Consider the following 24,321-nt stretch of genomic DNA (forward strand, 5'->3'; position numbering starts at 1 on the left):
GCAAAAGAAAAGCCTTTCTGCAAAAATGAGCAGAAAGGCTTATTGAAAAAGGCCTTTCTCTCATCTTTCAAAGCAGACCGCTTCGAGTGAATTGGCACCATTTCAACAATGTTGATGGTTGCCGGGCTTCATAGGGCACTTCCCTCCACCTCTCTTGATAAGAGAAAACATATCGTATTTTCGTCCGGAAATTCTTACTGTAGAATAGCACGGCGAATGATAAAAAGTCAATAAAATAAATAATGGAAGCTATTGTCACATAGTAGATTGGCTGTTTACGGCCGTTTGCTGATCGTCTGAAAAAATCCGTTTGTCAGCCAGAGGATGGCCTCCAGCTTCAGCAGGGCCCGGAATGATCCTTTCACTTTGAGTTTTCCGCTTTGGATGAGCTTCTGCAAAGAGACATCACCGTGCAGGAGATGGATGATTTCCGCCTGGTTTCCGTAAAAGGTCAAATTAGATTTTTCCTTTGAAACTGACGTTTTTCTCATTTCTCCCTGTCCGTTAATTGAGACCGTTAAGGCTTCTTTTTCTCCCTGGAATGTAATCAGCAGCGTTGAGGCGTTTAATAGCGGTTTCAAAAACAGATGCTGTCCGTCATTCTCCAAAACTTCTATTTTCTCCACTCGTATAACCTCCCGTTTTAATGGCCATACATACACTTTCTCTTTTTAACGGACAGAACCCTTTATAAACCGCACGACATTTTCCAGTAAAAATTGTCACATCGGGAACGTTTGCGATGTTTTTTGTTTAATCAGCTCATATAAATAGGAAACGGAGCGGAAGGCGTATCCTTTCTCAACAAGTTCTCCGCCTTTAAACAGCAAAAAGCACGGAACGCTTTCAATCTGATAGGCTTTGGCGAATGCGGGGGAATAATTCACGTTGTTTTTATAGAAGGCGGTGCCGGGCAGCATTTCTTCGACGACAGAAAGCATCTTGGACGCCAGCTGGCATGTGCCGCAAAACGGGGTGTACAAATACAGAAGATAGACGTCATCCTGAATCAATTCGAGTTCATTTTCTTGGAGTTCTTTCATTTTGATTATCACCTCAGGTCGTTCTTTTTCAAAAATACAGTGTCAGCATCAAAGCCGGCTCTGATCAGCACAGATGCGAGATGATGGCCCGGGCACGACTCGACTTGCCTGTATGTTCTGTCTATATAGATATGGCTCGCTTCGGGAAGCTCCCGTTTCAGCTGTTTTCTTAATTTTTCTCCGGATTCATCTGCGTCCGTTAATATAAAGACGTCTCTGTCAAACAGGCGGTCCGCCAAATCTTCCAGTTCGGTTTGGCCGATCGTCCCGTTTGTACAGACGATTTCCGCGGGTTCGATGAGCACTTCTCTGACTTTGATTTTATCCGATTTCCCTTCTACGATGATCACCTTTTCATCTTCGTTGTTCATAAGCATCACCTGCCGATTGTTTTAGCGTCAGATTAAAAAAGAAGGCAGTGAAATTCACCGCCAACTGTTAACACCAGCCGTTCTCATAATCGCAATCCACATATTTCGGATCACTGCCGTTTATGACATCGGCTGTTTTATAAAATTTTTGATTCTCAAATGAAAAGCCCTGTTTGAGCTCGTACTGGTTCATGCCTGTCATCTCGCCGATGGCTTCATTTTCATGAAACAAGGAAAACCGGCCGTTTTGAAAGCGGCCCGTGACGTTTTCCGTCACATCGACCTTTTGTTTATCAAACGCCATATTAGACACCTCCCGTTACAGATAGAATGTCCAAATGGCCCTTTTGCTATCCGATCAGTCTTCCTGTGTCATTTCGTCATATTGCTCGGAAGTCATGAGGTTTTCGATTTCTTCAGCATCAGCCGGTTCCACGACGATCATCCACGCTTTTTCATACGGAGATTCGTTTACGAATTCAGGGCTGTCATCAAGGTCTTCGTTCACTTCCGTCACCGTTCCGTTAATCGGTGCGTACAATTCGGATACGGTTTTGACGGATTCTACGCTGCCGAATGGCTCGTCCGCTTTAATTTCAGCGCCGACTTCCGGAAGCTCGACAAATACGATATCGCCAAGTTCGGCTTGTGCGAAATGTGTAATCCCGATACGAGCTTTTCCGTCCTCAACTTTGACCCATTCGTGCTCTTTGGAATAACGCATATCTTTCGGTGTGCTCATCTAAATCCCTCCAATTTTTTCTTATAATAAGAAGATACCATAATTCTTAGAACGCGGCATTACATCCAATATTTTTCGAATTGGTCTTCTTTGAAGCCGACAGTGACTTTTTCGCCGTCTGTCGTAATCGGGCGTTTCAGGAGCATACCGTCAGATGCCAGAAGGTCAAGCTGTTCATCCTCTGACATGTGATACAGTTTTTCCTTTAGGTTCAGCTCGCGGTATTTCATGCCGCTCGTGTTGAAAAACTTTCTCAGTTCAAGTCCGCTCTTTTCATAGAGGTCTTTAATTTCTTCTTTCGACGGAGTTTCCTCCACAATATGTATTTCGTTTATTTCCTTACCGCGGTCTTCCAGCCATTTTTTCGCATTACGGCACGTTCCGCATTTAGGGTACCAGTAAAAATTTAACGACATCTTCTTCACCCCTTGTAAATGATCGTCGTTATTTTAACACAATCACTTGTAAAAACCTATAACGTTGCTTCATGAAAAAGCGCTCCGGATGAAGGAGCGCTTACAGCATGTGATCAGACGATATATTTTTCTTCACGGAAGACAGCTGCAGCCGCTTCACGTTTTTTCCGAATCAGATTTTTCGGTGTCAGGCGCGTCAGTTTGCGCAGCACGGAAAGCATCATGCGGAGGGAATCTCCTTCCTCCATGGCGATCAGTGATTCTTTGGCATGCGCTTCAATATTCTGAAGGGCTTCCTGGGCAAAGATTTCCGTATATAACAGCTTTTGCGCGGCTTTTTCGGCACCGTCCGCCGCAATCGCTTTTTCCGTTCTGAGGACGGCAGATTCCAAAGCGTACACCGCGCTGACGATATCAGCGATGTTCACCATGATTTCCTGCTCGCCTTCGATCTCTTTTCCGTATTTCTGCGCCGCGAGTCCCGCTGTCAAGAGGGCGATTTTTTTCGCCTGTCTGACAATGTATTTTTCCTGCTCAAGAGGCTCTGAGCCCGGCTCTTCAGGCATCAGCATCATGAGCTCTTCCTGGAGCGCCTTCGCTTTTTCAAAGAGCGGAAGCTGCCCTTTTACGGCTTTTTTCAGGAACGTGCTCGTTACGATCAGGCGGTTGATTTCATTTGTGCCTTCAAAAATTCTGTTGATTCGGGAGTCACGGTAGGCGCGCTCTACTTCATATTCCTGCATAAACCCGTAACCGCCGTGAATTTGAACGCCTTCGTCGGCAATGTAATCAAGCGTTTCAGATCCGCACATTTTGTTGAGCGAGCATTCAATCGCGTACTCGGCGATTGACTTTGCGACTTCGCGTCCGTCTTTTTGCGCTTCTTCCGTCAGCCGGCTCATATTATCTTCGAACAAGCCCACTGTTCTGTATACAGAGCTCTCCATGGCGTAAAGCCGTGCCGACATTGTCGCAAGCTTTTCCTGAGTGAGCGTGAAGCTTGAAATCGGCGTTTTAAATTGCCGGCGCTGGTTTGCGTAAGCGGCAGACAGCTCAATCACCCGTTTAGAAGCGCCGATTGTGCCGACGGCAAGCTTGTAGCGTCCGATATTCAGGATATTAAAGGCAATGACATGGCCTTTTCCGATTTCGCCGAGAAGGTTCTCTTTCGGCACTTCCGCCTGATCTAAAATCAGCGTTCTCGTCGATGAACCTTTAATCCCCATCTTTTTCTCTTCAGGGCCCGTTGACACGCCCGGATAATTTTTCTCTACGATAAATGCGGAAAACTTATCTCCGTCCACTTTTGCGTAGACGACAAAGACATCTGCAAAGGCGGAGTTAGTAATCCATTGTTTTTCTCCGTTGAGAATATAATGTGTGCCCGCATCATTCAAAACGGCCGTTGTTTTCGCGCCGAGGGCATCTGAACCTGAACCGGGCTCAGTTAAGGCGTATGCCGCGATTCTTTGTCCTGAAGCCAAGTCCGGCAAATATGTTTTTTTCTGTTCTTCCGTTCCGAAGAACACGATCGGCAATGAGCCGATACCGACGTGAGCGCCGTAAGATAGCGAAAAGCTGCCGGCACGCGAAAATTTTTCCGTAATGAAGGCTGAACTGATTTTATCCAAGCCGATGCCTCCATACTCTTCAGGCACGTCTGCTCCGAGGAGGCCCAAGTCTCCGGCTTTTCTGAGCAGTCTGACTGAATGCTCAAACTGATGGTTTTCAATTTCATCAATATAAGGAAGCACATCGTTTACGACATAGTCTTCTGTCGTTTTGCCGATCATTTTATGTTCGTCTGTAAAGTCCTCCGGAGTGAATATTTGATCATATCCCGTCTCCTCAATCAGAAAGCTGCCGCCTTTTTTGACGTTGACCGTTTCCTGTTTCATATTCGTTTCCCCCTTTGTTTAAATGAGCTCAAATACGCCGGCAGCGCCCATGCCGCCTCCGATGCACATCGTCACCACGCCGAATTGCTCGTTTCTCCGTTTCATTTCATGAATGAGTGACAGGGTCAGCTTCGTCCCCGTGCAGCCGAGCGGATGTCCGAGCGCGATGGCGCCCCCATTGACGTTCACCTTTTCTTCATCTATTCCCAGTGATCTGATAACTTGAATGGCCTGTGAAGCAAAGGCCTCATTCAATTCAAAAAGCCCGATATCCTGCAATTCGAGTCCGGCAAGCTTGAGCGCCCGCGGAATAGCTTCAATCGGACCGATCCCCATGACCTCAGGGGGAACGCCGCCTACGGCAAAGGAACGGAATTTGACTAGCGGCGCCAATCCGAGCGACGAAGCTTTTTCGCGATCCATCAGCATGACAGCAGCCGCGCCGTCACTCGTTTGTGAAGAGTTCCCGGCCGTCACGGTTCCCGTTTTAGAAAAAGCCGGACGGAGCTTTGCCAATACGTCAGCCGATGTGCCGGGGCGCACGCCTTCATCTTGAGAAAAGGTAAATTGTTTTTTCCGCGGCTTATGGTCATCCCCGGCTTCTGTCAGCGATACTTCAACCGGCACGATTTCGTCATTAAATTTCCCTTCTTTAAGGGCTTTCGCGGCATTTTGATGGCTGCGGACGGCAAATGCATCCTGGTCTTCTCTGGATACGCCGTATGTTTCGGCGACCTGCTCCGCTGTGTGCCCCATACTCATGTAATACTCAGGCGCATGCTCCGCCAAAGCGATATTCGGGCGGGTCACATGCCCCATCATCGGAACTTGCGACATGGATTCCGCCCCGCCGGCGATGACGGTGTCGCCCGCGCCGATCATAATTTTTTCCGCACCGTAAGCGATGGATTGAAGTCCGGAAGAGCAGTAGCGGTTCACCGTAATGGCCGGCACCGTATGAGGAAGCCCCGCCAGCGCACCGATATTCCGCGCCATATTTAATCCTTGTTCGGCTTCAGGTGTTGCACATCCGATAATTAAGTCATCGATGTTTCCTTCATAGCCGCCTGCCCGTTTCAGCGTTTCTTTCACACAAAGCGCGCCTAAATCATCAGGACGAACGGCTGCAAGCGACCCTTTTTTCGCTTTACCGACCGGCGTTCTCGCACCGGCCACAATGACTGCTTCTCTCATAAACACCCTCCTAGTTCCGTAAAGGTTTGCCTTTGACCAGCATATGCTGCATTCTCGCTTGAGATTTCGCCTCGCCAGCAAGGCTTAAAAAGGCTTCTCTTTCAATCTCGAGTAAATATTCTTCTGAAACCTCCGTGCCGAACGGGACTCTTCCTCCGGCAATGACATGGGCCAGCTTCTTCGCAATCTTCATATCGTGATCTGATAAATAGCCGGATCTTCTCATTTGGTCTGCTCCAAGCAGTAACGCCGCACAGCCGGTTTCCCCCGTGACTTTTACTTTTTTGCGGGCAGGCGGGCGGTATCCGCTGTCATATAAATAAGCAGCCAGCTGTTTCGCATCGTGCAGCAGGTGATCCTGATTCATGCTGATGCGGTCTGCCGCAGACAAAATCTTCATATCACGGGCTTCGTGCGCCGAGCCGGACACCTTGGCAAGCGCAATGGTTTCGAAGGTTTTAATGGCCGCGTCCATCAGTTCACTTCCGCCGTTCAAGTAATTCATGTACAGCTCTTTATTTCCTCCGCCGCCCGGAATAAGGCCGACGCCGGTTTCGACAAGACCCATATACGATTCGCTCGCCGCCTGAACGCGTGCCGCCGGAAGACAGACTTCCGTCCCTCCGCCGAGTGTCATTCCGAACGGCGCCGCCACAACAGGTTTGGCGCTGTATTTGATGTTCAGCATCGTCTGCTGAAAACGGCGGATGACAAAATCGACTTCCATGAAGTTATCATCCTGAGCTTCCATTAAAATCATCGCAAGGTTTGCTCCCGCGCAGAAATGTCTGCCTTGGTTTCCGATGACAAGACCTTTATAATTCCGCTCCGTTTCCTCAAGCGCATTGTCAATCATCTGAATAATGTCTAAGCCGATCGCGTTGCTTTTCGTATGAAATTCCAGCAGAGCGATATCATCGCCGAGATCAATCAGACTGGCGCCGCTGTTTTTATTGATCACGCCCTTTGTTTCCTTTACCGTTTGCAGGCTGATCCGTTTCGGATTTTCTTTCACAGCCCTGTATTGGCCGTCTGAATAGTAAAATCGTCTTCCGTTTTCCTTCATATAAAATGTTTCATGGCCCTCGTCAAGCATTTCTTTCACCCAGCCGGGAAGTTCTGCGCCTTCTTGTTCAAGCCGCTCCGCTGATGTTCTGACACCGATGGCATCCCATATCTCAAACGGGCCGAGCTCCCATCCGAAGCCCCATTTCATGGCATCGTCAATCGCTTTGATATCATCAGCGATTTCACCTAAAAGCCGGGCTGAGTATAAGAGAGTTTGCGACGTGATATTCCAAAGCAGGCGGCCGGCGCGGTCATCAGAGTATATAAGCGCTTTCATTTTCCCTTTGGCACCCTTTGCCTGTTTGGCGGCTTCTAAAGCGGGCGTCTTCATTTTCGAGCGCTCGCCGTATGTCATGGTAAGCGGATCGAGCTCATATATTGTTTTACCTTCTTTTTTGTAAAAACCTTGGCCTGATTTGCTGCCCAGCCAATTGTTTTTCAGCATGTCATTCATAAATTCCGGCAGCTTAAACATGTCTTTTTCAGCGCCGTCGGCTTTATCATAAACATTTTTTGCCACATGGGCGAATGTATCAAGCCCCACGACGTCAAGGGTTCTGAAGGTCGCGCTTTTCGGTCTGCCGATCAACGGCCCGGTCACCGTGTCCACCTCGCCGATGCGGCAGCCGGAGGAAAGCATTTCCCTTACCGTGACCAACAGGCCGTACGTACCGATGCGGTTAGCGATAAAGTTAGGCGTGTCTTTTGCGATGACGACACCTTTTCCGAGTGTATTTTCGGCAAATGAAGTCATAAATTGCAATACGTCAGGATCTGTTTCCTGAATCGGAATGATTTCCAGAAGCTTCAAGTAGCGGGCCGGATTAAAGAAATGGGTTCCTAAGAAATGAGCTTTAAAATCGGCAGATCGCCCTTCCGCCATTTTTGTGACGGAGATACCGGACGTATTGCTGGACACGATGCTTCCCGGTTTCCGGTATTCATCAACAAGTGAGAAAATCTGTTTTTTCACGTCAAGATTTTCGACGACGACTTCAATAATCCAATCGGCATCCTTCAATTGAGCCGCGTCATCTTCCAAATTCCCCGCCGTTATATAATCGAGATTGGCAGCTGAAGTCAGCGGCGCCGGTTTTTGCTTCAGCAGCTTTTGCATGGCCGATCGGCTCAGTCTGCTGCGGACCTCCGGGCTTTCTAATGTCAGCCCTTTTTTCACCTCATCCTTTGTCAGCTCGTTTGGCACAATATCAAGCAGCAGGACGGGAATTCCGATGTTAGCCAAGTGCGCGGCAATTCCGGACCCCATGACGCCTGACCCGAGAACGGCTGCTTTCTTTATAAACTTGTGCATGAGTCATCCCCCTTGAACTTTGAATGAATAGTCATTCATTTTTTCGGCAAAAAAAATGAAACCCTTTTCTTCTTTCATCTTAAAAGATTTTCAGGATGACTTCAATAGCAAATATGGAATTTTTTTAAATTTTTTGGCTTCCGCATGTTCCGTGCCGCAGGCGGGAAACTTAAACCCGGAGGTGAAGGGAATGGTGCGAGGGAGAAAAGATCCGTCTTCCGGCGCAGTGAGCGCGGCAAGCATGAAAGGAAATGCGGGACCGAAGCAAAAATACGGCGGCGGCAAGCGGACAAGCCAAAATCAGCAATATAAAAAAGACAACATGGAGTAACATACTGCGGCTGCTTTTTTAAGGCAGCCGTTATTTTTTGAAGATTCCTTTCAGCACAAACGCCGCATTTGCCGGACGCTCGGCAATTCTTCTCATCAGGTAGCCGTACCAATCGGTTCCGTACGGGACGTACACCCTCATCCTGTATCCTTCTTCGGCAAGCTTCTTCTGCCGCTCCATTCTGATGCCGTACAGCATTTGGAATTCAAACTGCTCCCGGGGAATTTGATACTCGCTGATGAGTGTTTTCGTATACGAAATCATGTCGTCATCATGTGTCGCCACCGCTGTTTCATGCCCGCTCAAAAGCTGCAGCTTAATCAGCTGCTGGAAATGAAGATCGGTCCCTTTTTTATCAGGAAACGCAACGGACGCTGATTCTTTGTATGCGCCTTTTACAAGTCTGAGCCGCGGCTTATATGGCATCAGGCTGCTGATGTCTTCAGCCGAGCGGTACAAATAAGCCTGAATGACGGTGCCGAGCATCGGAAAATCCGGTTTGCACCGCTTATACAGATCAAGCGTGCGGGCGCATCTGGAATAGTCCTCCATGTCAATCGTGACGGGGACGCAGTGTTCTTTTGCCTCCGTCAATATGTCTCTGATGTGCTGTTCGGCGAGATTCTCAGATATATCCAGACCGATAGATGTTAATTTCAGCGACAGCTCACAGTCCAATTGATTCTCGGCGATCGCCCTGATTGCTTTTTTGCATTCTTCGGCCGTCCTTTTGGCATCCTTCCGGGACCCAGCATATTCACCCAGATAATCTATCGAGGCCGACAGCCCGTTTTGGTTCAGCCGCTTCACCGTTTTTACAGCTTCTCGAAGTGTTTCCCCCGCAACGAATCTTCCCGCGCCGAAGCGGAGGCCGTAAGCCTGGGCGAATTTCGTAAGCATTTTATTTTTCGACAAAAATAAACATATGCTCCGCAGCAAGGGCGAACTCCCTCCTTTTTCTTTTATTAGTGTATGAAATCCCGGTCGCAGAGAAAGCTAAGAAGAACAGAATTGAAGGAGGCGTTTATATGAATAACCAGGAGCAGCACGGACATTTGCCGCCTGCCGTCATCTCAACGAAAGACCATTTGTATCTTGAAGACATGCTGAACTGGAATCTGCTTGCCATGAAAAAAGCGCATTTCATGGCGGAACACTGCCAGAATCAGACGTTAAAACAAGAACTTGAACAAATAGGCCGGATGCACCACAAGCATTATCAAAAGATTTTGGGTCACCTGAATCCCGCTCAAGGCGGACAGACAACAACAGGCTATATGCAATAGGAGGACAATACATGGAACAGCAAAATCAAAAAATCACTAACCCGCAAACACCCGTGCCCGATACGGCGCAAATGAATGACCGAGACTTGGTGAATGAACTGCTGACGACGGAAAAGTATATCACGTCTTCATATTGCACAGCCCTGCACGAGTTCAGCCACGAGTCTCTTTATCAAGATATTCAGGCGATTTTCGATGAGTCACAAAAAGCGCAGAGAAGATTATACGATGTAATGTTTCAAAATGGCTGGTATTCCATTGAAGCGGCCGACACCCAAAAGCTTCAGCAATCGTATCAGAAGTTCCAGCAGACCATTCAGCAGCAGTCTCCCTACCAGCAGTAACATAAGAAAGGATTTGATGTTTTTCACTAAGCATCAATCCTTTTTTTATTTTTGCACAAAAGGATTGACTTATCTTTAATCCTTATTTATATTTAACTAATGTTAATTATTTTCCCGAAGAACCAGATGAGGAGGAGTTATGAAAAACGCGGATCAATATGTGTCTGACATCCAAAAATCCCTTCAGACGCTGCTGCAAAACATACAGCCGGAAATGATGGAAAGCATGGCAAAACATGAGGTGACTCCTGCCCAATTATTTGTTTTAGCCAGCTTAAAAAAACAAGGCAGCTGCAAAGTTTCCGAAATTGCGGAGCGCATGGAAGTAAAGCCGAGCGCAGTGACGCTGATGGCCGACCGCCTTGAGCAAAAAGGACTGATCGTCCGCAAACATAATCAGCAGGACAGACGTGTCATCGACATCAGCCTTACCGAAAAAGGCGAGAAGAAATTCGAGGATGTCGTGGAAGGAAGAAAAGCGATATTAGCGCGAAACCTGTCCGTTCTGACTGACGATGAACTGATTCAGTCCGTGAACATCATCCGCAAAGTAGCGGAAGCCGCCGAGAAATACGCGGCTGACCAAAAAGAAAACGAATAGAAAAGAGGAGCTGCCGAACCATGAGCATTGAACAGAAGGATCCAAAACGCACATTATTAATAACGGGCTTAATTATCGCTATGTTTTTCTCAGCCCTTGACGGCACGATTGTAGGAACGGCGATTCCAAAAATCGTGGGTGACCTCGGGGGATTAAGCATGATGACGTGGCTGACCACGGCATATCTTTTAACTTCGACGACGATCGTCCCGATTGCGGGGAAACTTGCAGATTTATTGGGACGGCGCGTCGTATATGTATCAGGTTTATTGATTTTTATGGGAGCTTCCGCACTGTGCGGAATGGCCAGCAACATGACGGAACTGATTATTTTCCGCGGACTTCAGGGAATCGGCGGCGGTGTCATGATGCCGATGGCCATGATCGTCATCGGGGATTTGTTCACAGGGAAACAGCGTGCCAAGTTCCAAGGGCTTTTCGGGGCGATTTACGGGCTGGCTTCTGTTATCGGCCCGCAAATCGGGGGCTGGATTGTTGACTCTTTAAATTGGAAATGGGTTTTCTATATCAACCTGCCAGTCGGAATCTTAGCCGTCATCTTTATCGCAAGAGGACTTCAAGGCAGAAAACAGACCGGGCCGATTAACTTTGACATCGCCGGCATTTTCACAATGATCGTCGGAATCGTCAGCCTCCTGCTAGCACTCAGCTTCGGAGGAAAGGATTATGCATGGGGGTCTTGGCAGATTATCGGTCTCTTTGCGCTTGCGCTTGCCGGGATTGTCGGATTCATTTTCGCTGAAATCAAAGCAAAAGAGCCGATTCTGCCGATGTACCTGTTTAAAAACAGAACGTTTACCGTACTGAATCTGATCGGGTTTTTCATGAGTATCGGCATGTTCGGCGCCGTTACGTTCGTTCCTTTCTTTATGCAGGGAATTATCGGAGTCAGCGCTACCGCGTCCGGAACGATTATGACGCCAATGATGGTATCTATGATCATCACAAGTATTATTGGAGGCCAGCTGGTTTATAAGATCGGCATCAAACCGCAAATCATGATCGGCATGCTGATCATGGCCGTCGGCTTCTTCTTATTAACGACTTTGCAGCTGGATACAAGCAAGCTCGCGGCTACATGCTATATGGCCGTGATCGGTCTGGGAATGGGGCTCGTCATGCCGCTTCTCACACTCGCTCTGCAAGAAACGTTCTCAAAAGAAGAGCTGGGTGTGGTGACTTCATCAAGCCAATTTTTCCGGATGATCGGGGGAACATTCGGCATTACGGTGCTCGGCGCTGTCATGAATGCCAGATCAGGAACCCTTTTAACCGACAGACTGGTGCCTTACTTAGATTCACTCCCGAAACAGGCAAGTGCCTTTGCCGCCCAGTTTAAAGGTATGATTGACAAGAATCCTGAAGGGCTGCTTCAATCCTTGTTCAGCCAGGAATCGATTAAACAGATTCCGGCGGCATTTTCTTCCCATATCGTGCCGGTTTTGAAAACGTCACTGATGGATTCGCTTCACAGCGTGTTTTTCACAGGCCTGGCCTTTATCGCTGCCGGATTGATCCTCACACTGTTTGTTAAATCAATTAAACTGACAAACAAAAAAACAGGCAAACAAGAAGAAAAGGCGAAAGCCGTTTAATAGAGAAAATCCCGCGGATGCCGCGGGATTTTTTTATATCATCTGGGCCTCTCCGTTTCCAAATGACCAGTCTTCCGCCGCATTTCCTGAGAGGACGATAAACACATCTTCTTTTCTGACGCCCAGCTTTTTGTTCAGCCGGTCAGCCAAATGCTGATAGAATGCTTGTTTCTGATGAGTGGTTCTGGAGTTTTTCAAAGTAAAGCGGATAAACATCAGTTCATCGCTCCGCTCAACTTGAAGATATGACGGATCATAGAAAAACTCCCCTTTTTCGTGCTGATGCACCACTTGAAAATAGTCATCATGCGGAACATCAATCATCTCCGTCATCGCGGTGTGAATAACGGTGCTCATCTTTTTAAGCCAAAGTCCGCTTTTTCCTTTCTGTAAATGGATCTGTACAAACGGCATCATTTCTCTCTCCTTTCGTCACATCGTCTGGCCGCAATCGGCTGTTATGATTTGTCCCGTCAGTGATTCCTGCTCCAGCACAGAGCAAATCAGTTCACCGATATCCTCCGGAGCAGCGATCCGTTCCAGCGGAAGGCTTCCGGCAAGCCGGTACATCGTCTCTTCCCGCCCCGTCCACCATCTTGTTGCAACGGCTCCGGGCGCGACACAGCATACGCGGATGTCCGGCGCCAGCGCATGGGCCAATGATTTTGTCAGGCCATGCACCGCCGCTTTGGAAACAGCATACGGAAGGGAAGAACCCGCTCCCGTCAGGCCGGCGATGCTCCCGACATTCACAATAGCGCCTGACTTTTGCTTTTTCATATGAGACGCTGCCGCTCTTGCGCAATGAAACATCCCGTTTACGTTGACAGCAAATAATTCATCCCATACTTCTTTCGTTGCAGATTCCAAATCATGAAGCGGAATATGTCTGGTGATGCTCGCATTATTCACGAGTAAATCAAGGCTTCCGAATCGGCTGGCCGCTTCGTTCACCATGTCTCTCGCCTGTTTGTCTATAGAAACGTCTGCTTGAATGATCATCGCGTGTCCGCCTGCTTTTATTATGAATCCTGCTTTTATTATGAATTCCGCCGTTTGTTCTGCTTCCGTTTTTGAATGTGAATAGTTAATGACAACAGCCGCTCCCCGTTTTGCCAAGGCAAGGCACGCCGCTCTTCCGATTCCTGTACCGCCGCCTGTGACCAGTGCCGTTTTATGTTGTAAATTCATGGCTTCTTCTCCTCTTACGTTCGATGTTCATCAGCTGATATGTTTATTGTAATGGAGATCTGCATTTTCGTATAATGATTGTTAAAGATGTTTCATATCACAAAAAATGATAGCAAAGAGGGAGAGATGACAATGGAAAGCGGAGATTTGCGGATTTTTCAGATGGTGGCCCGTGAAGGTTCCATTACAAAGGCGGCGGCGCGTCTCGGCTATGTGCAGTCAAACGTGACGGCCAGAATCCGCCAGCTGGAAGAAGATTTGAAAACCGAGCTGTTTTTCCGCCATAACCGCGGGATGACGCTGTCTTCAAGCGGCACGGTGCTCCTCCATTATGCAGATCAGGTCGTCGGTCTGATAGAAGAAGCCAAAATGGCGCTCGCTTCAACAGATAAGCCGAGCGGACCGCTTATGATCGGCTCCACCCAGACAACAGCCGCCGTCAGGCTGCCGAAACTTTTAGCCTCTTATTATGAGCGGTATCCTGATGTGGAGCTGTCCCTTACGACAGGACATACACAATATGTAACCGATAAAGTTCTTCGCTATGAATTGGACGGCGCATTTATCGGCTGTCACTTTCATCATCCGGATTTGCACTCCATCCCGGCCTTTGAAGAAGAAGCCGTTGTCGTGACTCCCGCTGCCGTCACCGCTATAGAAGAAGCGGTAAAAAAGCCGCTTCTTGTGTACAGCACGGGCTGTACGTATCGTGATACATTAGAGCGGTGGCTTCATTCTATTGGAACGGCGCATCCGGTCATTATGGAATTCGGCACCCTTGAAGCGATTATCGGGGGAGTGACGGCGGGACTCGGCATTACGCTGCTCCCGCGAAGCGTAATAACGCAGCACGCCGCACTGGGCGCGGTTCGGTTATGGACCATTCCCGAATCTTTCAGCCTGATGAAAACGGAATTCGTCACGCGGAAATATTCATATATGAGCAGTGCATTACGGGCCTTTATTGATTCCTTTTCAGCAAAAAAAGCTTCCGCTACCTCTCTTTGATGCCGGAAGCTTTTTATTGTTTTTTTCTGTGCTCTTCATTGAGCTGTTTAATGTACTGTACCGCGGCTTTGATGCCCTCTTTGGCTTCAAGGAAGCCGGCATTGCAAAAGCAACGTTGTATAATAACAAGGGGTTCCGTTCGAAATTTTAAGAAACCAACAATCGCAAGTACCCACCCCGCAACAAGTGAAACGGGGAATGAGTGTAAGTAACAAGGACCCCCTCATTACATCCCTAAAAAGAAAACATCAAAAGCTGGAGAAGGGGTGTCCTTTTTCTTATGCTGCTAACGGTGCAGTTGAGTAAGGGGTAAAAATTCAAAAAATAATGATGAAACCCTTTAATAAACCTTAAACATTTCATCGTTATCTTTATAGTACGACATAATAAAGTCACGAAAATTTCTTACCGAAGAAGATAACAGCTTATGTCTCATCCAAGATAAGCCGACTGGGTATGAAGCAGAGTTATCAGTCACTTTTATAAAATTCAGCCCCAATGTTCTGCAAACTGAGATAGGAAGCAACGCAACACCTCGATCCAGCTTTATAATCTCGACCAGTAAATGAGAATCCGCCTCAAATGCAATATTTGGGGTGAAACCAGCTTTCTCACAAAGCGAGGTTGTAAAACCTCTATACTCCTCATTATTAGCAAGGGTAATAAATGGTTCATCGGCGACAAGACGTAAAGAAATTTCTGTTTTACCCGTAAATCGGTGGTTTGAGGGTAAAGCCAGAACAATATCTTCATTTACCAGCACACAACTCTCTATCTCTTCATCTTGAATCGGATGACCTGTTATTCCTAAATCAATGTCCCCTTTTTTTAAACTTGTTATGATCTCGCTTTTAACTCCGATTGCTTGGAGAATTTTTGATTGAGGAGAGCGATTGATATATTCACTCATCAGTCCTGCAAGGAATCTTGGATTGGAAATAGATATTCTTATGGTGTCAGAAATTTGATGTTCCTCCAATTGAATTTCCGTTTGTGCATTTTCAATTTCAGTAAAAATCCTGTTTACATGTTTTAAAAGAATTTTCCCTGATGAACTCAGCTTAATATTTCTGCCTTTTCTCTCAAACAAGGCTGTTCCCAGTTCATTCTCAAGTCTTTTTATAGTTAGACTTAAAGAAGGCTGGGCAATCTTTAATTGTTCTGCTGCTTTAGAAATATGCTCAGTATAGGCAACTGTCTGAAAGTATTTTAGCTGCAGCAATTCCATCTGTCTGCATCTCCCTTATTTATTTCAATAAATATACATATACCTTATTATGTATTAGATTAAATGTAAATGCGGATGTAAGATAATAGCATAGTTAAATTGAAAAAACATAAAAAAGAAAAGGAAAGGGTGTCATTCAATGAAAATTGATGTGAAAGATATAGCAAAAAATTTAAATACGCCGCTAACGGCTCCTGCTTATCCTATCCCAAATTATAAATTTGTTAACCGTGAATATTTAAATATTATTTACCGAACGGATGAAAAAGCTTTACGGGCGGCAGTGCCAGAGCCTCTTGAAATTACTGAACCTTTAGTGAAATTCGAAGTGATGTGGATGCCTGATGTTTCCGGACTTGGTGCCTATACAGAGGCAGGACAGGTCATCCCTGTCAGCTTTAATGGTGAAGAAGGGGATTATGTACATTCTATGTACGTAGACAATTTTCCAGCTATTGCAAGCGGACGGGAACTTACTGCATATCCAAAGAAATTGGGTGCCCCTAAGCTGTATATAGACTCTGATACTCTTGTCGGCACACTGGATTATGGCAGTCTTCGCGTGGCAACTGCGACTATGGGATATAAACATTTCGAAATGGACAAGGAAAAAGCGAAAAGGGAAATTTGCCGACCTAATTTTATGGTTAAGATTGCTACTGATTACAATGGTGATTTAAGGGTTTGTGATTTGGTGCGAACGCAAATAACGAATATAGTAGTTAAAGGTGCCTGGACTGGACCCGCGCGGCTTCAATTATTTGAACATGCTTTAGCACCTCTTGCAGATTTGCCTGTATTAGAAGTCGTTTCAGCATCTCATATCCTTACAGATTTAACCTTGAATGCTGCTCAGCCGGTTTATAACTACTTAGAGGAAAAATAAGGAGACGTATACAATGAGAATTGCAATTTTAGGAGCAGGTTCTTTAGGAACCATAGTGGGAGCATATCTGTCTGCTGGCGGAATGGATGTCGAATTGATTGATTCATACAAAGAACATGTAGATACTCTAAATCAAATAGGTGCTAAAGTAGTTGGCACAACGGCATTTCAGGCGAAGGTGAAAGCCATTACCCCTGAAAACAAGTCAGGCAAGTATGATTTAATATTACTTCTGACGAAACAATTATATAATGATTCCATTCTTAAAGAGTTACTGCCTTTTTTAAAGGATGACAGTGTTGTATGTTCCTTGCAAAACGGTATACCTGAACAGAAAGTTGCTTCGATTGTTGGGGATGAACGTGTTATTGCGGGTTCTGTTGAATTTGGTGCTACGTTTATTGAACCAGGCGTATCCAGACTTACAACTGAGTATACTCAATTTAAAGAGTACGCTTTTCAAATTGGAGAATTACATGGTGAAACAACAGAAAGAATCCAGCGTATTAAATCGGTTTTAGACCTTATCGGCGGAACACATATTTCCGATAATTTAGTTGGAACGAAGTGGTCAAAATTACTTATCAATAATGCATTCAGTGGTTTATCGGCAGCATTAGACGGAGAATACGGAGGCATTCTTGACCATGAAATCGGTGTTGCTAGTGCAGTTCATATCGCAGATGAGACGATTAAGGTTGGACACGCCAATGGTGTCAAATTTGCGAAAATGGGCGGCCTTGATTTAGAATCTTTGGAATTAAGAAGCGAAAATGATATTCCTGAACGTATCCAAACATTCAGGGCAGCCATGGAACCATCTAGGCTGCTAAGAGCAAGTATGCTGCAGGATCTTGAGAAGAAACGTAAAACTGAAATTGATTATATTAATGGAGTTATTCCAAAAATGGCAGAAGGTACTGGAATTTCAACACCTTTTAATGATTTGGTTGTAGCACAAGTCAAATGTGCCGAGGAATCTCAAACAGTGCCTAATTTTGATACAAATATAAAAGCATTTGAAGAGTTATTAAGTATCCGAAAAGAAATGTGATATATAGGAAAGAGAGAAAGGGATTGCTGCGGCGGTCCTTTTTTCTTGGTTCAACAAGCGGAAGAATGTACGTAAACAAACGGGTGCGTCAGTTAAATTAAAGTTCTTCGCTATGAATTGAACGGCGCCTTTATTGATTCCTTTTCAGCAAAAAAGCTTCCGGCACCTCTCTTTGATGCCGAAAGCTTTTTATTGTTTTTTTCTGTGCTCTTCATTGAGCTGTTTAATGTGCTGTACCGCGGCTTTGATGCCCTCTTTGGCGTCCGGGTAGGATTGGTTCCAATGCTTTACGAGCGGAGGCATGCTTTTTGCGATATGTGTATACAAAATCCATTGCCTGACTTCTTCCTTTAGTTCCGGATTTGTTTCGCCAAGCAATAGTTCCGTGTATTTTTCAAGCAGGCCGTCCAGCTGCTGCCGCAGTTTTTCTTCCATACCGTTCCCTTCCCTTTTTCATGATTATGACAATCGGGCGGTGAGAGCCGCTTCCTGCACGATGCATCTCCCGCGCCCGTGCGGAATGCAAAGCGGCGTGCCGAACAGCGGGTCCTGCGTTACTTGGCAGTTCATCGCAAATACCTGCTGCACAAGCTCGCAAGTGATGACTTCTTCGGGACGGCCCTCCGCGTAAATCTGTTTATCCTTAATGGCGACAAGATAATGAGCATAGCGGCATGCGAGATTAAGGTCGTGCAGCACCATGACGATTGTCCGTTTTTCTTTTTCATTTAATTCAAACAGCAAATCAAGTATTTCAATTTGATGCGTCATGTCGAGATAGGTTGTCGGCTCGTCAAGCAGAATGATATCCGTATCCTGGGCGAGTGTCATCGCAATCCACGCGCGCTGGCGCTGTCCGCCTGACAAAGAATCCACCGTACGGTCGGCCATTTCCTCAAGCTTCGTCGCCTTCAGCGCTTTTGCCACTGCGTCTTCGTCCTCTTTGGACCATTGCTTCAGCCAGCTTTGATAAGGGTATCTCCCCTGCTTTACAAGCTGATGCACGGTCAGGCCTTCGGGAGCTGACGGGCTCTGCGGCAAGATAGCCAGTTCTCTTGCCACTTCCTTCGTCGGAAGCTTAGCGATGGCTTTTCCTTCCAAAAGCACAGAACCGCCCCTCGGTTTCATCAGCCGCGCCAATGAACGTAAAAGCGTGGATTTTCCGCAGCCGTTGCTTCCGATCAATACAGTGATTTCGCCTTTTGGAATCGCTACATCCAACTCGTCAATGATAACAGTCTCTCCGTACCCTAAGCTCAGCGTCTCTGTAGAAATTGCACTCATACCGCTAACCGCTCCTTTTTTGTATTTCCCAACACTATGTATATAAACAAATTGCCTAAACATTCAACGTGAGATCATGATTATATTGTAACAGAAATTAATGACTCTGAATATCATTATCAATTAGTTTTGGGCAAAAAAACAGCGGGCAGCGATTATTTTTTGATTTCCGTCATTTCTCCGTCGCTTTTTTTCAGTTTCAAATAAAAATGGTCATAATGGCTGTCTAAATTAAAAGCAGAGAGCACCTGCCTGACGACTTCGCTTTCTTGCATCCGGCTGTTTACGGCAAGTTCTCCGAGGATCATCTTCATTTCATCAAGCGCTTCCTCGCCCTCTCTGTGAACTCCTGAAAGCTTGTCCTGGATGTCCGCTGTTTCACGACCGCCTTTTCTTTCATACAAACCTTCATAGCGGTTATGCTCTCCGGCTCCGTAGTTGACGCGAAGGGAAAAGCTGCTGTAAGGAACCGGCTTCGCGGATGATACGGGTGTGCTGTCTTGTTCCGCTTCCCGTTTTTCTTCATTCAATCGGCAGCCGGCAATCAGCATCAGCGTCAGACATAAAACGCCCGCCGTCCTGATCCATTTCATGCGATTCACTCCCATTCCATTCCGATCGTTTTTAGGTATTTCCAAAGGAGGCGGCTGTCATTCATCGAACAAAAAAGAACCGGAGCGATAACAGCTCCGGCCGGTTCCTCTCTATATCATCATTCAGTCAGCTCTAAAAACTCTTGCACATCCCGTACCGCAAGGCGGACCGCGTCTTCCCAAAACGATCGTTCCGTCAGATCCGCTCCAAGGTGCTTCATCGCCAAATCCTCAACAGTCATCGAAGCCGTGTCACGCAGAAGCGCGATATATTTTTCTTCAAAATCCGCTTTCTCCCGAAGAGCTCTTGCGTATATTCCAAGCGAAAATAAATAACCGAACGTGTACGGAAAATTGTAGAACGGCACTCCCGTAATATGAAAATGAAGTTTTGACGCCCAGAAATGCGGGTGGTATTCCCCTAATGAATCGCAAAACGCTTCTTTCTGCGCCGTTTCCATCAGTTCATTCAATTTATCAGCCGGAACGACGCCCTGCTTCCGCTCTTCATAAAACCGCGTTTCAAATAAAAATCTCGCATGGATGTTCATAAACATGGCTACGCTTCTTTGAATTTTATCTTCAAGCAAGAACAGCTTTTCTTCTTTTGTCTCCGCTTGTTTCAACGCGGCGTCGGCGACGATCATTTCCGCAAAGGTCGAGGCTGTTTCAGCGACATTCATGGCGTAGGCTCTGTTCAGCTGCCGCACTTGGAGCATGGCCTCCTGATGGAACGCGTGACCAAGCTCATGCGCCAGCGTCGATACATTTGAAGCGCTTCCTGAAAATGTCATGAAAATCCGGGATTCTCCGCTGTCGGGAAAGCTGGTGCAGAAACCGCCGACCCGTTTGCCGCTGCGGTCTTCCGCTTCAATCCACCGATCGCGGAACGCTTTTTCCGTAAATGCGGACAGTTTTTTGCCAAATGTGGAAAATTGGGTAACGATCAGATTGGCCGCTTCATCATATGTGTATTTTTTCGGCGCCTCACTGATCGGCGCGTTCACATCATACCAATTCAGGCGCTCAAGCCCTAAAAGGGACGCCTTTCGATTCAGGTATTCGGCAAAGGGCTTTTTATGATCGGTAATGACCTGCCACATGACATCCAGTGTTTCTTTTTTCATCCGGTTGATCGCAAGCGGCTCTTTCAAGGCGCTTTCCCAGCCCCGCGCTTTATACATTTCCGTTCTGAAGCCGGACAGATGATTCAGCGTACTGCCAAACAGCTCCTCTTCTCTCTTCCAGGCTTCGTTAAGCTCTTTAAATACTTGCCGCCTGGTGCCGCGGTCCGGATGCGCCATCATGTTTTCCGCTTGGCCGACTGACAGCTCTTTATCCTCAAACGGAATCTTCATTCTGCCGACAGCCGCATTATACAGGTCGCCCCATGCGTGATAGCCGTCAACGGCCAGACCCTCAATCAGTCTCTCTTCTGAAGCGCTGAGCTTTTCTCTGATCCGGTCTCTTCTTTCATTTAAAACGTATGTGAGGTCCTGAAGTTCCGGTTTTTGCAGCAGTTCCTCCCACACCCGCTCGTCAATCCGGGCAAGTGTATCATCAAGCGTGACCAGAGCGGATTTAAAATCACTGCTCAGCTGATTGATCCGCCCCCTCCACTCATTCGCTTTCTGATCATCAGTGTTCTGAGCCTGAAGACAGCCGACGAACGCTCCCGCCTGTCTGATCATGATCGCCGACCGCTCATACCGATCAATCAGATGAATCAGCTCTTGGCCTTCATCAGCATGAGACGGAACTGTAAACGCCTCTGCCTCTTTTTGAAAAGCGCTGAGCTGCTGTTTAAGCTTTTGTATGTATTGCTGGAAATCTTCCGACCTGCTCCCGCCCTCAAAAATGGAGTTTAAATCCCATGTTTCCTTCAATCCCTCTAATGCCATCTTTTTCATTACCCCTTTCTGTCCGAAACTGATTCCATTATAAAACAATTCTGACATATTTCCGAACGATTTCTCCTTCTCACTGCTAAATGTTATACACTAACATATAAGAACAAACGGGGAGGAATATGAGTTGAACAGAAAAGTTGCCATTGTAACCGGCGCGACGAGCGGATTCGGTCTGCTGACAGCGCTGAAGCTCGCCCGGTCTTATCATGTCATCGCAACAGCGAGACAGCCGGAGAAAGCTGAAACATTGAAAGAGGCCGCCGCCCAAGCGGGTGTATCCGGTCATATTACGATCGCTTCTTTAGATGTGACAAATGAGCAGTCAGTGTCTGACTTCGGCAACACCATCAGCGGTTTCGGACCGGTTGATGTGCTTGTGAACAACGCCGGCACTGCGTACGGGGGATTTATTGCAGATGTGCCGATGGAACATTACAGACAGCAGTTTGACACGAATGTATTCGGCCTGATTCATGTCACAAAAACCGTCCTCCCTTATATGAGAAAACACGGCGGAGCGAAAATCATCAATATCAGCAGCATCAGCGGACTGACCGCCTTTCCTGCTCTTTCTCCGTACACTTCTTCCAAATTCGCGATTGAAGGGTTTACAGAGTGTCTGCGTCTTGAGCTTCTTCCTTTAGGAATTGATGCCGCTTTAATAGAACCGGGCTCCTATAAAACGTCTATCTGGGAGACGTCTCTCTCCCATCATCTTACGGCACCCGGCAAAGATTCGCCCTATTACCGCTATTATCAGCAAATTGAAGCTTACTTCAAAGCGAGCGCATCCAAAAGCGGCGATCCCAATGACGTGGCGGAGCTGATTTATCAATTGGCACAGACGAAATGCCTGAAGAAACTGCGGTATCCGATCGGCAGGGGCATTAAGCTGACATTGGCTTGCCGCTCACTCTTCTCTTGGCCCGTCTGGGAATCTGTTATAAAGAAAAAGCTGTTCAAAGAAACCTAAATTATAATTATTATAATTTAGTATTGATTTTTATTTGATATGTGATATAATTAAATTAACAGATCACAGGGAGGACGATAAACATGAATACACAAAACGCGAAAAAAACTGAAAATCTAGTTGAGAAATCAATGAACACCCAATTATCAAACTGGTTTATCCTTTACTCTAAACTGCACCGCTTCCATTGGTATGTAAAAGGCCCTCATTTCTTTACGCTGCATGAAAAGTTTGAAGAACTGTATAACGAAGCGGCGGAAACGGCAGATGCCATCGCAGAGCGTCTTCTGGCCATCGGCGGACAGCCCGCGGCGACTTTTCACAGCTACCTTGAACAAGCTTCCATTACGGATGAAGGCCAGGAAAAGACGGCTTCTGAAATGGTGGAATCACTCGTTCAGGACTACAAACAGATCAGCCGCGAATCAAAATTTGTCATCGGCATCGCCGAGGAACAAAATGACCCGTCAACAGCCGATTTGTTTGTCGGATTAGTTGAAGAAGCGGACAAGCATGTGTGGATGCTGTCAGCCTACTTAGGAGAATGACGAAAAAAGCTGAACCTCAGGCGGAGGTTCAGCTTTTTTTATGCGTTCAGCTTGCGCTTTCAGTTTGTTTCGTTAATGTGATGTTCAGCGTCTTGCTGCTGCCGCCTCTGAGAACTTGAACAGTCGTTTTATCGCCGATTTTCAGCTGGTTATACAGAATCTGTCTGATATCGGCGCTGCTGCCGACATCTTTGCCGTTCAATTTTACAATGACGTCATTTGATTTGATGCCCGCTTTCGCAGCCGGTGAGCCGGACTGCACTTCTTTTACGTAAACGCCCTTAGACAGCTGGTCGCCGAACAATCCGAGTGTGTTTTCCTGATAGGTTTCCGGCACTTGCGACATATCAATCATCTGCACGCCTAAAAACGGACGCTCGACTTTTCCTTTTGCAAGCAGCTGGTCGACAATCGGTTCCACATCGTTGCTCGGAATGGCAAAGCCGAGTGATTCCACGCCGTTTTCACTGACTTTCATACTGTTGATTCCGATGACCTGGCCGCTGGAATTGATTAACGGCCCGCCGCTATTACCGGGATTAATTGCCGCATCCGTCTGAATCACGTTCATTTCCACCGTGCCTTGGGATGTGTCGGCGTCTACCGTTCTGTTCAGCCCGCTGATCACACCTTGTGTGACGGTGCCGGAAAACTGCTGGCCGAGCGGGTTGCCGATGGCGATTACCTTATCGGCAATGCGCAGCTGTGAAGAATCGCCGAAGCTGGCCGCTTTTTTGACATTGGACGAGCTGATTTCCAGTACGGCCAGGTCACTGATGGCATCCTTTCCGACAAGCTTTGCCGTTTCGGTTTTCCCGTTATAAAGAGTGACCGACAGCTTGTTTGCTCCTTCTACGACATGGTTGTTTGTGATGATGTACGCTTTTTGGCCGTCTTTTTTGAAAATGACGCCTGACCCCGTGCCGCTCTCCGTTTCAGAGCTTGAACCGCCGTCAAGTCCGAATTGGCTGCTTTGCGAAGCTTGGTAGTTGGACACTCCGACAATCGCAGGCTCCAAATCTTCTACCATATCCGCCACACTTGAGGTATTTTTCAAAGGCGTTGACGTAAAATTCGCAGACTGAACTTGTTTCGCCGTATCAGAAACAGATTCTGCCTTATGCTGCTCACCCGGCAGATTCGGCACAATGCCAAGCACGAGGCCTCCGCCGATAATGCCGCCTAAAATCGGGCTCAGCCAAGCGGCTCTCCGTTTTTTTTCTTTTTTCACGGCAGCCGTTTTTTCAAATTCCGTACCGGCCGCCGTCTCTTTTTCCGTTTCTTTCGAGACGGGGCCTTCGAGCAGCTCAGGCTCCTGATGGCTGATCCGCTGCTGTTCATTGCCGTTTTGCTCCGTATGTGAAAGATCTGACTGATCGCGGCTGATGCCGTCATCTCGCTGATCGTTCATATTCACGCACACT

The 24,321-nt window shown here is 46.9% G+C and carries 27 protein-coding genes, 2 pseudogenes and 1 riboswitch; of the genes and pseudogenes, 11 read left to right on the forward strand and 18 right to left on the reverse strand.

Annotated elements, in window-relative coordinates:
• Positions 1–57: 57 nt before the first annotated feature.
• Positions 58–164, reverse strand: a riboswitch (SAM riboswitch).
• Between the two features lie 111 nt (positions 165–275).
• From ACXN9U_RS15090 to ACXN9U_RS15130, 9 genes are all read right to left on the reverse strand, one after another.
• A complete protein-coding gene (locus tag ACXN9U_RS15090; RefSeq protein WP_060964329.1) occupies positions 276–626 on the reverse strand; it encodes an SCP2 sterol-binding domain-containing protein in 351 nt (116 codons plus the stop codon).
• A 96-nt stretch (positions 627–722) separates the two neighbouring features.
• Entirely contained in the window at positions 723–1,043 is a 321-nt protein-coding gene (locus ACXN9U_RS15095; RefSeq protein ID WP_016938005.1) for a thioredoxin family protein, read from the reverse strand.
• An 8-nt stretch (positions 1,044–1,051) separates the two neighbouring features.
• On the reverse strand, positions 1,052–1,414 hold the full coding sequence (locus tag ACXN9U_RS15100; RefSeq protein WP_082761642.1) for a toprim domain-containing protein: 363 nt from the start codon (positions 1,412–1,414) through the stop codon (positions 1,052–1,054).
• A 67-nt stretch (positions 1,415–1,481) separates the two neighbouring features.
• Complete coding sequence (locus ACXN9U_RS15105) at positions 1,482–1,718, reverse strand: YusG family protein (protein WP_016938003.1); 237 nt, start codon at positions 1,716–1,718, stop codon at positions 1,482–1,484.
• A 54-nt stretch (positions 1,719–1,772) separates the two neighbouring features.
• Entirely contained in the window at positions 1,773–2,156 is a 384-nt protein-coding gene (gene gcvH, locus ACXN9U_RS15110) for a glycine cleavage system protein GcvH (protein WP_003151844.1), read from the reverse strand.
• Positions 2,157–2,215: 59 nt separating this feature from the next.
• A complete protein-coding gene (locus tag ACXN9U_RS15115) occupies positions 2,216–2,572 on the reverse strand; it encodes an arsenate reductase family protein (protein ID WP_049627325.1) in 357 nt (118 codons plus the stop codon).
• A gap of 113 nt (positions 2,573–2,685) precedes the next feature.
• The gene (locus tag ACXN9U_RS15120; protein WP_060964327.1) at positions 2,686–4,470 is read right to left on the reverse strand and encodes an acyl-CoA dehydrogenase FadE; all 1,785 of its coding nucleotides are present in this window, start codon (positions 4,468–4,470) and stop codon (positions 2,686–2,688) included.
• 18 nt (positions 4,471–4,488) lie between these two features.
• The gene (locus tag ACXN9U_RS15125) at positions 4,489–5,664 is read right to left on the reverse strand and encodes an acetyl-CoA C-acetyltransferase (protein WP_060964326.1); all 1,176 of its coding nucleotides are present in this window, start codon (positions 5,662–5,664) and stop codon (positions 4,489–4,491) included.
• Between the two features lie 10 nt (positions 5,665–5,674).
• The gene (locus ACXN9U_RS15130) at positions 5,675–8,044 is read right to left on the reverse strand and encodes a 3-hydroxyacyl-CoA dehydrogenase/enoyl-CoA hydratase family protein (protein WP_489201845.1); all 2,370 of its coding nucleotides are present in this window, start codon (positions 8,042–8,044) and stop codon (positions 5,675–5,677) included.
• A 190-nt stretch (positions 8,045–8,234) separates the two neighbouring features.
• Between ACXN9U_RS15130 and ACXN9U_RS15135 the strand changes: the two genes are divergently transcribed.
• Positions 8,235–8,375, forward strand: coding sequence for a YuzL family protein (locus ACXN9U_RS15135; RefSeq protein WP_076982541.1), 141 nt, complete (start codon positions 8,235–8,237; stop codon positions 8,373–8,375).
• 30 nt (positions 8,376–8,405) lie between these two features.
• On the opposite strand, the gene ACXN9U_RS15140 is transcribed toward ACXN9U_RS15135, so the two are convergent.
• Positions 8,406–9,314 carry a proline dehydrogenase family protein gene (locus tag ACXN9U_RS15140; protein WP_489201846.1) on the reverse strand — a complete coding sequence of 303 codons (909 nt, stop codon included), beginning with the start codon at positions 9,312–9,314 and terminating at the stop codon, positions 8,406–8,408.
• A gap of 89 nt (positions 9,315–9,403) precedes the next feature.
• On the opposite strand from ACXN9U_RS15140, the gene ACXN9U_RS15145 reads away from it, so the two are divergent.
• The 4 genes from ACXN9U_RS15145 to ACXN9U_RS15160 all read left to right on the forward strand — a co-directional run bounded on the left by ACXN9U_RS15145 (position 9,404) and on the right by ACXN9U_RS15160 (position 12,222).
• The gene (locus ACXN9U_RS15145; protein ID WP_489201847.1) at positions 9,404–9,661 is read left to right on the forward strand and encodes a hypothetical protein; all 258 of its coding nucleotides are present in this window, start codon (positions 9,404–9,406) and stop codon (positions 9,659–9,661) included.
• Positions 9,662–9,672: 11 nt separating this feature from the next.
• A complete protein-coding gene (locus tag ACXN9U_RS15150) occupies positions 9,673–10,005 on the forward strand; it encodes a spore coat protein (protein ID WP_045926004.1) in 333 nt (110 codons plus the stop codon).
• A gap of 139 nt (positions 10,006–10,144) precedes the next feature.
• Positions 10,145–10,606 carry a MarR family winged helix-turn-helix transcriptional regulator gene (locus ACXN9U_RS15155; protein ID WP_045926003.1) on the forward strand — a complete coding sequence of 154 codons (462 nt, stop codon included), beginning with the start codon at positions 10,145–10,147 and terminating at the stop codon, positions 10,604–10,606.
• A gap of 20 nt (positions 10,607–10,626) precedes the next feature.
• Entirely contained in the window at positions 10,627–12,222 is a 1,596-nt protein-coding gene (locus tag ACXN9U_RS15160; protein WP_489201848.1) for an MDR family MFS transporter, read from the forward strand.
• Between the two features lie 33 nt (positions 12,223–12,255).
• Here ACXN9U_RS15160 and ACXN9U_RS15165 read toward each other — a convergent pair whose 3' ends face one another.
• Positions 12,256–12,636 carry a tautomerase family protein gene (locus tag ACXN9U_RS15165; protein ID WP_489201849.1) on the reverse strand — a complete coding sequence of 127 codons (381 nt, stop codon included), beginning with the start codon at positions 12,634–12,636 and terminating at the stop codon, positions 12,256–12,258.
• An 18-nt stretch (positions 12,637–12,654) separates the two neighbouring features.
• Positions 12,655–13,413, reverse strand: a complete 759-nt coding sequence (locus ACXN9U_RS15170; protein WP_489201850.1) for an SDR family NAD(P)-dependent oxidoreductase — start codon at positions 13,411–13,413, stop codon at positions 12,655–12,657.
• 132 nt (positions 13,414–13,545) lie between these two features.
• On the opposite strand from ACXN9U_RS15170, the gene ACXN9U_RS15175 reads away from it, so the two are divergent.
• Both ACXN9U_RS15175 and ACXN9U_RS15180 read left to right on the forward strand, forming a co-directional pair.
• Positions 13,546–14,421, forward strand: a complete 876-nt coding sequence (locus ACXN9U_RS15175) for a LysR family transcriptional regulator (RefSeq protein ID WP_489201851.1) — start codon at positions 13,546–13,548, stop codon at positions 14,419–14,421.
• A 91-nt stretch (positions 14,422–14,512) separates the two neighbouring features.
• Positions 14,513–14,727, forward strand: a pseudogene (locus ACXN9U_RS15180) (hypothetical protein); the annotation flags it as partial.
• A gap of 34 nt (positions 14,728–14,761) precedes the next feature.
• On the opposite strand, the gene ACXN9U_RS15185 reads toward ACXN9U_RS15180, so the two are convergent.
• Positions 14,762–15,649 (reverse strand): LysR family transcriptional regulator, encoded by an 888-nt coding sequence (locus ACXN9U_RS15185; RefSeq protein ID WP_489201852.1) that lies wholly within the window; start codon positions 15,647–15,649, stop codon positions 14,762–14,764.
• A 139-nt stretch (positions 15,650–15,788) separates the two neighbouring features.
• On the opposite strand from ACXN9U_RS15185, the gene ACXN9U_RS15190 reads away from it, so the two are divergent.
• Both ACXN9U_RS15190 and ACXN9U_RS15195 read left to right on the forward strand, forming a co-directional pair.
• A complete protein-coding gene (locus ACXN9U_RS15190; RefSeq protein ID WP_489201853.1) occupies positions 15,789–16,535 on the forward strand; it encodes an acetoacetate decarboxylase in 747 nt (248 codons plus the stop codon).
• A 13-nt stretch (positions 16,536–16,548) separates the two neighbouring features.
• Positions 16,549–17,589: a ketopantoate reductase family protein gene (locus ACXN9U_RS15195; protein WP_489201854.1), complete on the forward strand. Its 1,041-nt coding sequence runs from the start codon at positions 16,549–16,551 to the stop codon at positions 17,587–17,589.
• Positions 17,590–17,778: 189 nt separating this feature from the next.
• Here the strand turns inward: ACXN9U_RS15195 and ACXN9U_RS15200 are convergent.
• From ACXN9U_RS15200 to ACXN9U_RS15215, 4 genes and pseudogenes are all read right to left on the reverse strand, one after another.
• Positions 17,779–18,046, reverse strand: a pseudogene (locus tag ACXN9U_RS15200) (YusU family protein).
• 2 nt (positions 18,047–18,048) lie between these two features.
• Positions 18,049–18,873 carry an ABC transporter ATP-binding protein gene (locus ACXN9U_RS15205; protein WP_016937987.1) on the reverse strand — a complete coding sequence of 275 codons (825 nt, stop codon included), beginning with the start codon at positions 18,871–18,873 and terminating at the stop codon, positions 18,049–18,051.
• A 155-nt stretch (positions 18,874–19,028) separates the two neighbouring features.
• The gene (locus ACXN9U_RS15210; protein WP_489201855.1) at positions 19,029–19,466 is read right to left on the reverse strand and encodes a YusW family protein; all 438 of its coding nucleotides are present in this window, start codon (positions 19,464–19,466) and stop codon (positions 19,029–19,031) included.
• Between the two features lie 119 nt (positions 19,467–19,585).
• Positions 19,586–21,367, reverse strand: coding sequence for a M3 family oligoendopeptidase (locus ACXN9U_RS15215; protein WP_489202503.1), 1,782 nt, complete (start codon positions 21,365–21,367; stop codon positions 19,586–19,588).
• Between the two features lie 133 nt (positions 21,368–21,500).
• Between ACXN9U_RS15215 and ACXN9U_RS15220 the strand changes: the two genes are divergently transcribed.
• Together ACXN9U_RS15220 and ACXN9U_RS15225 are read left to right on the forward strand one after the other, a co-directional pair.
• A complete protein-coding gene (locus ACXN9U_RS15220; RefSeq protein WP_060964316.1) occupies positions 21,501–22,349 on the forward strand; it encodes an oxidoreductase in 849 nt (282 codons plus the stop codon).
• An 83-nt stretch (positions 22,350–22,432) separates the two neighbouring features.
• Positions 22,433–22,897, forward strand: a complete 465-nt coding sequence (locus tag ACXN9U_RS15225) for a Dps family protein (RefSeq protein WP_016937983.1) — start codon at positions 22,433–22,435, stop codon at positions 22,895–22,897.
• Between the two features lie 46 nt (positions 22,898–22,943).
• Here ACXN9U_RS15225 and ACXN9U_RS15230 read toward each other — a convergent pair whose 3' ends face one another.
• Complete coding sequence (locus ACXN9U_RS15230) at positions 22,944–24,308, reverse strand: S1C family serine protease (protein WP_060964315.1); 1,365 nt, start codon at positions 24,306–24,308, stop codon at positions 22,944–22,946.
• Between the last annotated feature and the right edge of the window lie 13 nt (positions 24,309–24,321).

It is taken from the genome of Bacillus sp. BACIII (assembly GCF_057836745.1).

Excerpts from the sequence above, each read along its gene's own strand:
- ACXN9U_RS15120 (WP_060964327.1), bottom strand. The coding sequence starts at position 4,470 with ATGAAACAGGAAACGGTCAACGTCAAAAAAGGCGGCAGCTTTCTGATT.
- ACXN9U_RS15225 (WP_016937983.1), top strand. The coding sequence starts at position 22,433 with ATGAATACACAAAACGCGAAAAAAACTGAAAATCTAGTTGAGAAATCA.
- gcvH (WP_003151844.1), bottom strand. The coding sequence starts at position 2,156 with ATGAGCACACCGAAAGATATGCGTTATTCCAAAGAGCACGAATGGGTC.
- ACXN9U_RS15185 (WP_489201852.1), bottom strand. The coding sequence starts at position 15,649 with ATGGAATTGCTGCAGCTAAAATACTTTCAGACAGTTGCCTATACTGAG.
- ACXN9U_RS15115 (WP_049627325.1), bottom strand. The coding sequence starts at position 2,572 with ATGTCGTTAAATTTTTACTGGTACCCTAAATGCGGAACGTGCCGTAAT.
- ACXN9U_RS15210 (WP_489201855.1), bottom strand. The coding sequence starts at position 19,466 with ATGAAATGGATCAGGACGGCGGGCGTTTTATGTCTGACGCTGATGCTG.
- ACXN9U_RS15125 (WP_060964326.1), bottom strand. The coding sequence starts at position 5,664 with ATGAGAGAAGCAGTCATTGTGGCCGGTGCGAGAACGCCGGTCGGTAAA.
- ACXN9U_RS15165 (WP_489201849.1), bottom strand. The coding sequence starts at position 12,636 with ATGCCGTTTGTACAGATCCATTTACAGAAAGGAAAAAGCGGACTTTGG.
- ACXN9U_RS15195 (WP_489201854.1), top strand. The coding sequence starts at position 16,549 with ATGAGAATTGCAATTTTAGGAGCAGGTTCTTTAGGAACCATAGTGGGA.
- ACXN9U_RS15155 (WP_045926003.1), top strand. The coding sequence starts at position 10,145 with ATGAAAAACGCGGATCAATATGTGTCTGACATCCAAAAATCCCTTCAG.
- ACXN9U_RS15100 (WP_082761642.1), bottom strand. The coding sequence starts at position 1,414 with ATGAACAACGAAGATGAAAAGGTGATCATCGTAGAAGGGAAATCGGAT.
- ACXN9U_RS15215 (WP_489202503.1), bottom strand. The coding sequence starts at position 21,367 with ATGGCATTAGAGGGATTGAAGGAAACATGGGATTTAAACTCCATTTTT.
- ACXN9U_RS15170 (WP_489201850.1), bottom strand. The coding sequence starts at position 13,413 with ATGAATTTACAACATAAAACGGCACTGGTCACAGGCGGCGGTACAGGA.
- ACXN9U_RS15190 (WP_489201853.1), top strand. The coding sequence starts at position 15,789 with ATGAAAATTGATGTGAAAGATATAGCAAAAAATTTAAATACGCCGCTA.
- ACXN9U_RS15145 (WP_489201847.1), top strand. The coding sequence starts at position 9,404 with ATGAATAACCAGGAGCAGCACGGACATTTGCCGCCTGCCGTCATCTCA.
- ACXN9U_RS15160 (WP_489201848.1), top strand. The coding sequence starts at position 10,627 with ATGAGCATTGAACAGAAGGATCCAAAACGCACATTATTAATAACGGGC.
- ACXN9U_RS15130 (WP_489201845.1), bottom strand. The coding sequence starts at position 8,044 with ATGCACAAGTTTATAAAGAAAGCAGCCGTTCTCGGGTCAGGCGTCATG.
- ACXN9U_RS15230 (WP_060964315.1), bottom strand. The coding sequence starts at position 24,308 with ATGAACGATCAGCGAGATGACGGCATCAGCCGCGATCAGTCAGATCTT.
- ACXN9U_RS15205 (WP_016937987.1), bottom strand. The coding sequence starts at position 18,873 with ATGAGTGCAATTTCTACAGAGACGCTGAGCTTAGGGTACGGAGAGACT.
- ACXN9U_RS15150 (WP_045926004.1), top strand. The coding sequence starts at position 9,673 with ATGGAACAGCAAAATCAAAAAATCACTAACCCGCAAACACCCGTGCCC.
- ACXN9U_RS15105 (WP_016938003.1), bottom strand. The coding sequence starts at position 1,718 with ATGGCGTTTGATAAACAAAAGGTCGATGTGACGGAAAACGTCACGGGC.
- ACXN9U_RS15135 (WP_076982541.1), top strand. The coding sequence starts at position 8,235 with ATGGTGCGAGGGAGAAAAGATCCGTCTTCCGGCGCAGTGAGCGCGGCA.
- ACXN9U_RS15175 (WP_489201851.1), top strand. The coding sequence starts at position 13,546 with ATGGAAAGCGGAGATTTGCGGATTTTTCAGATGGTGGCCCGTGAAGGT.
- ACXN9U_RS15095 (WP_016938005.1), bottom strand. The coding sequence starts at position 1,043 with ATGAAAGAACTCCAAGAAAATGAACTCGAATTGATTCAGGATGACGTC.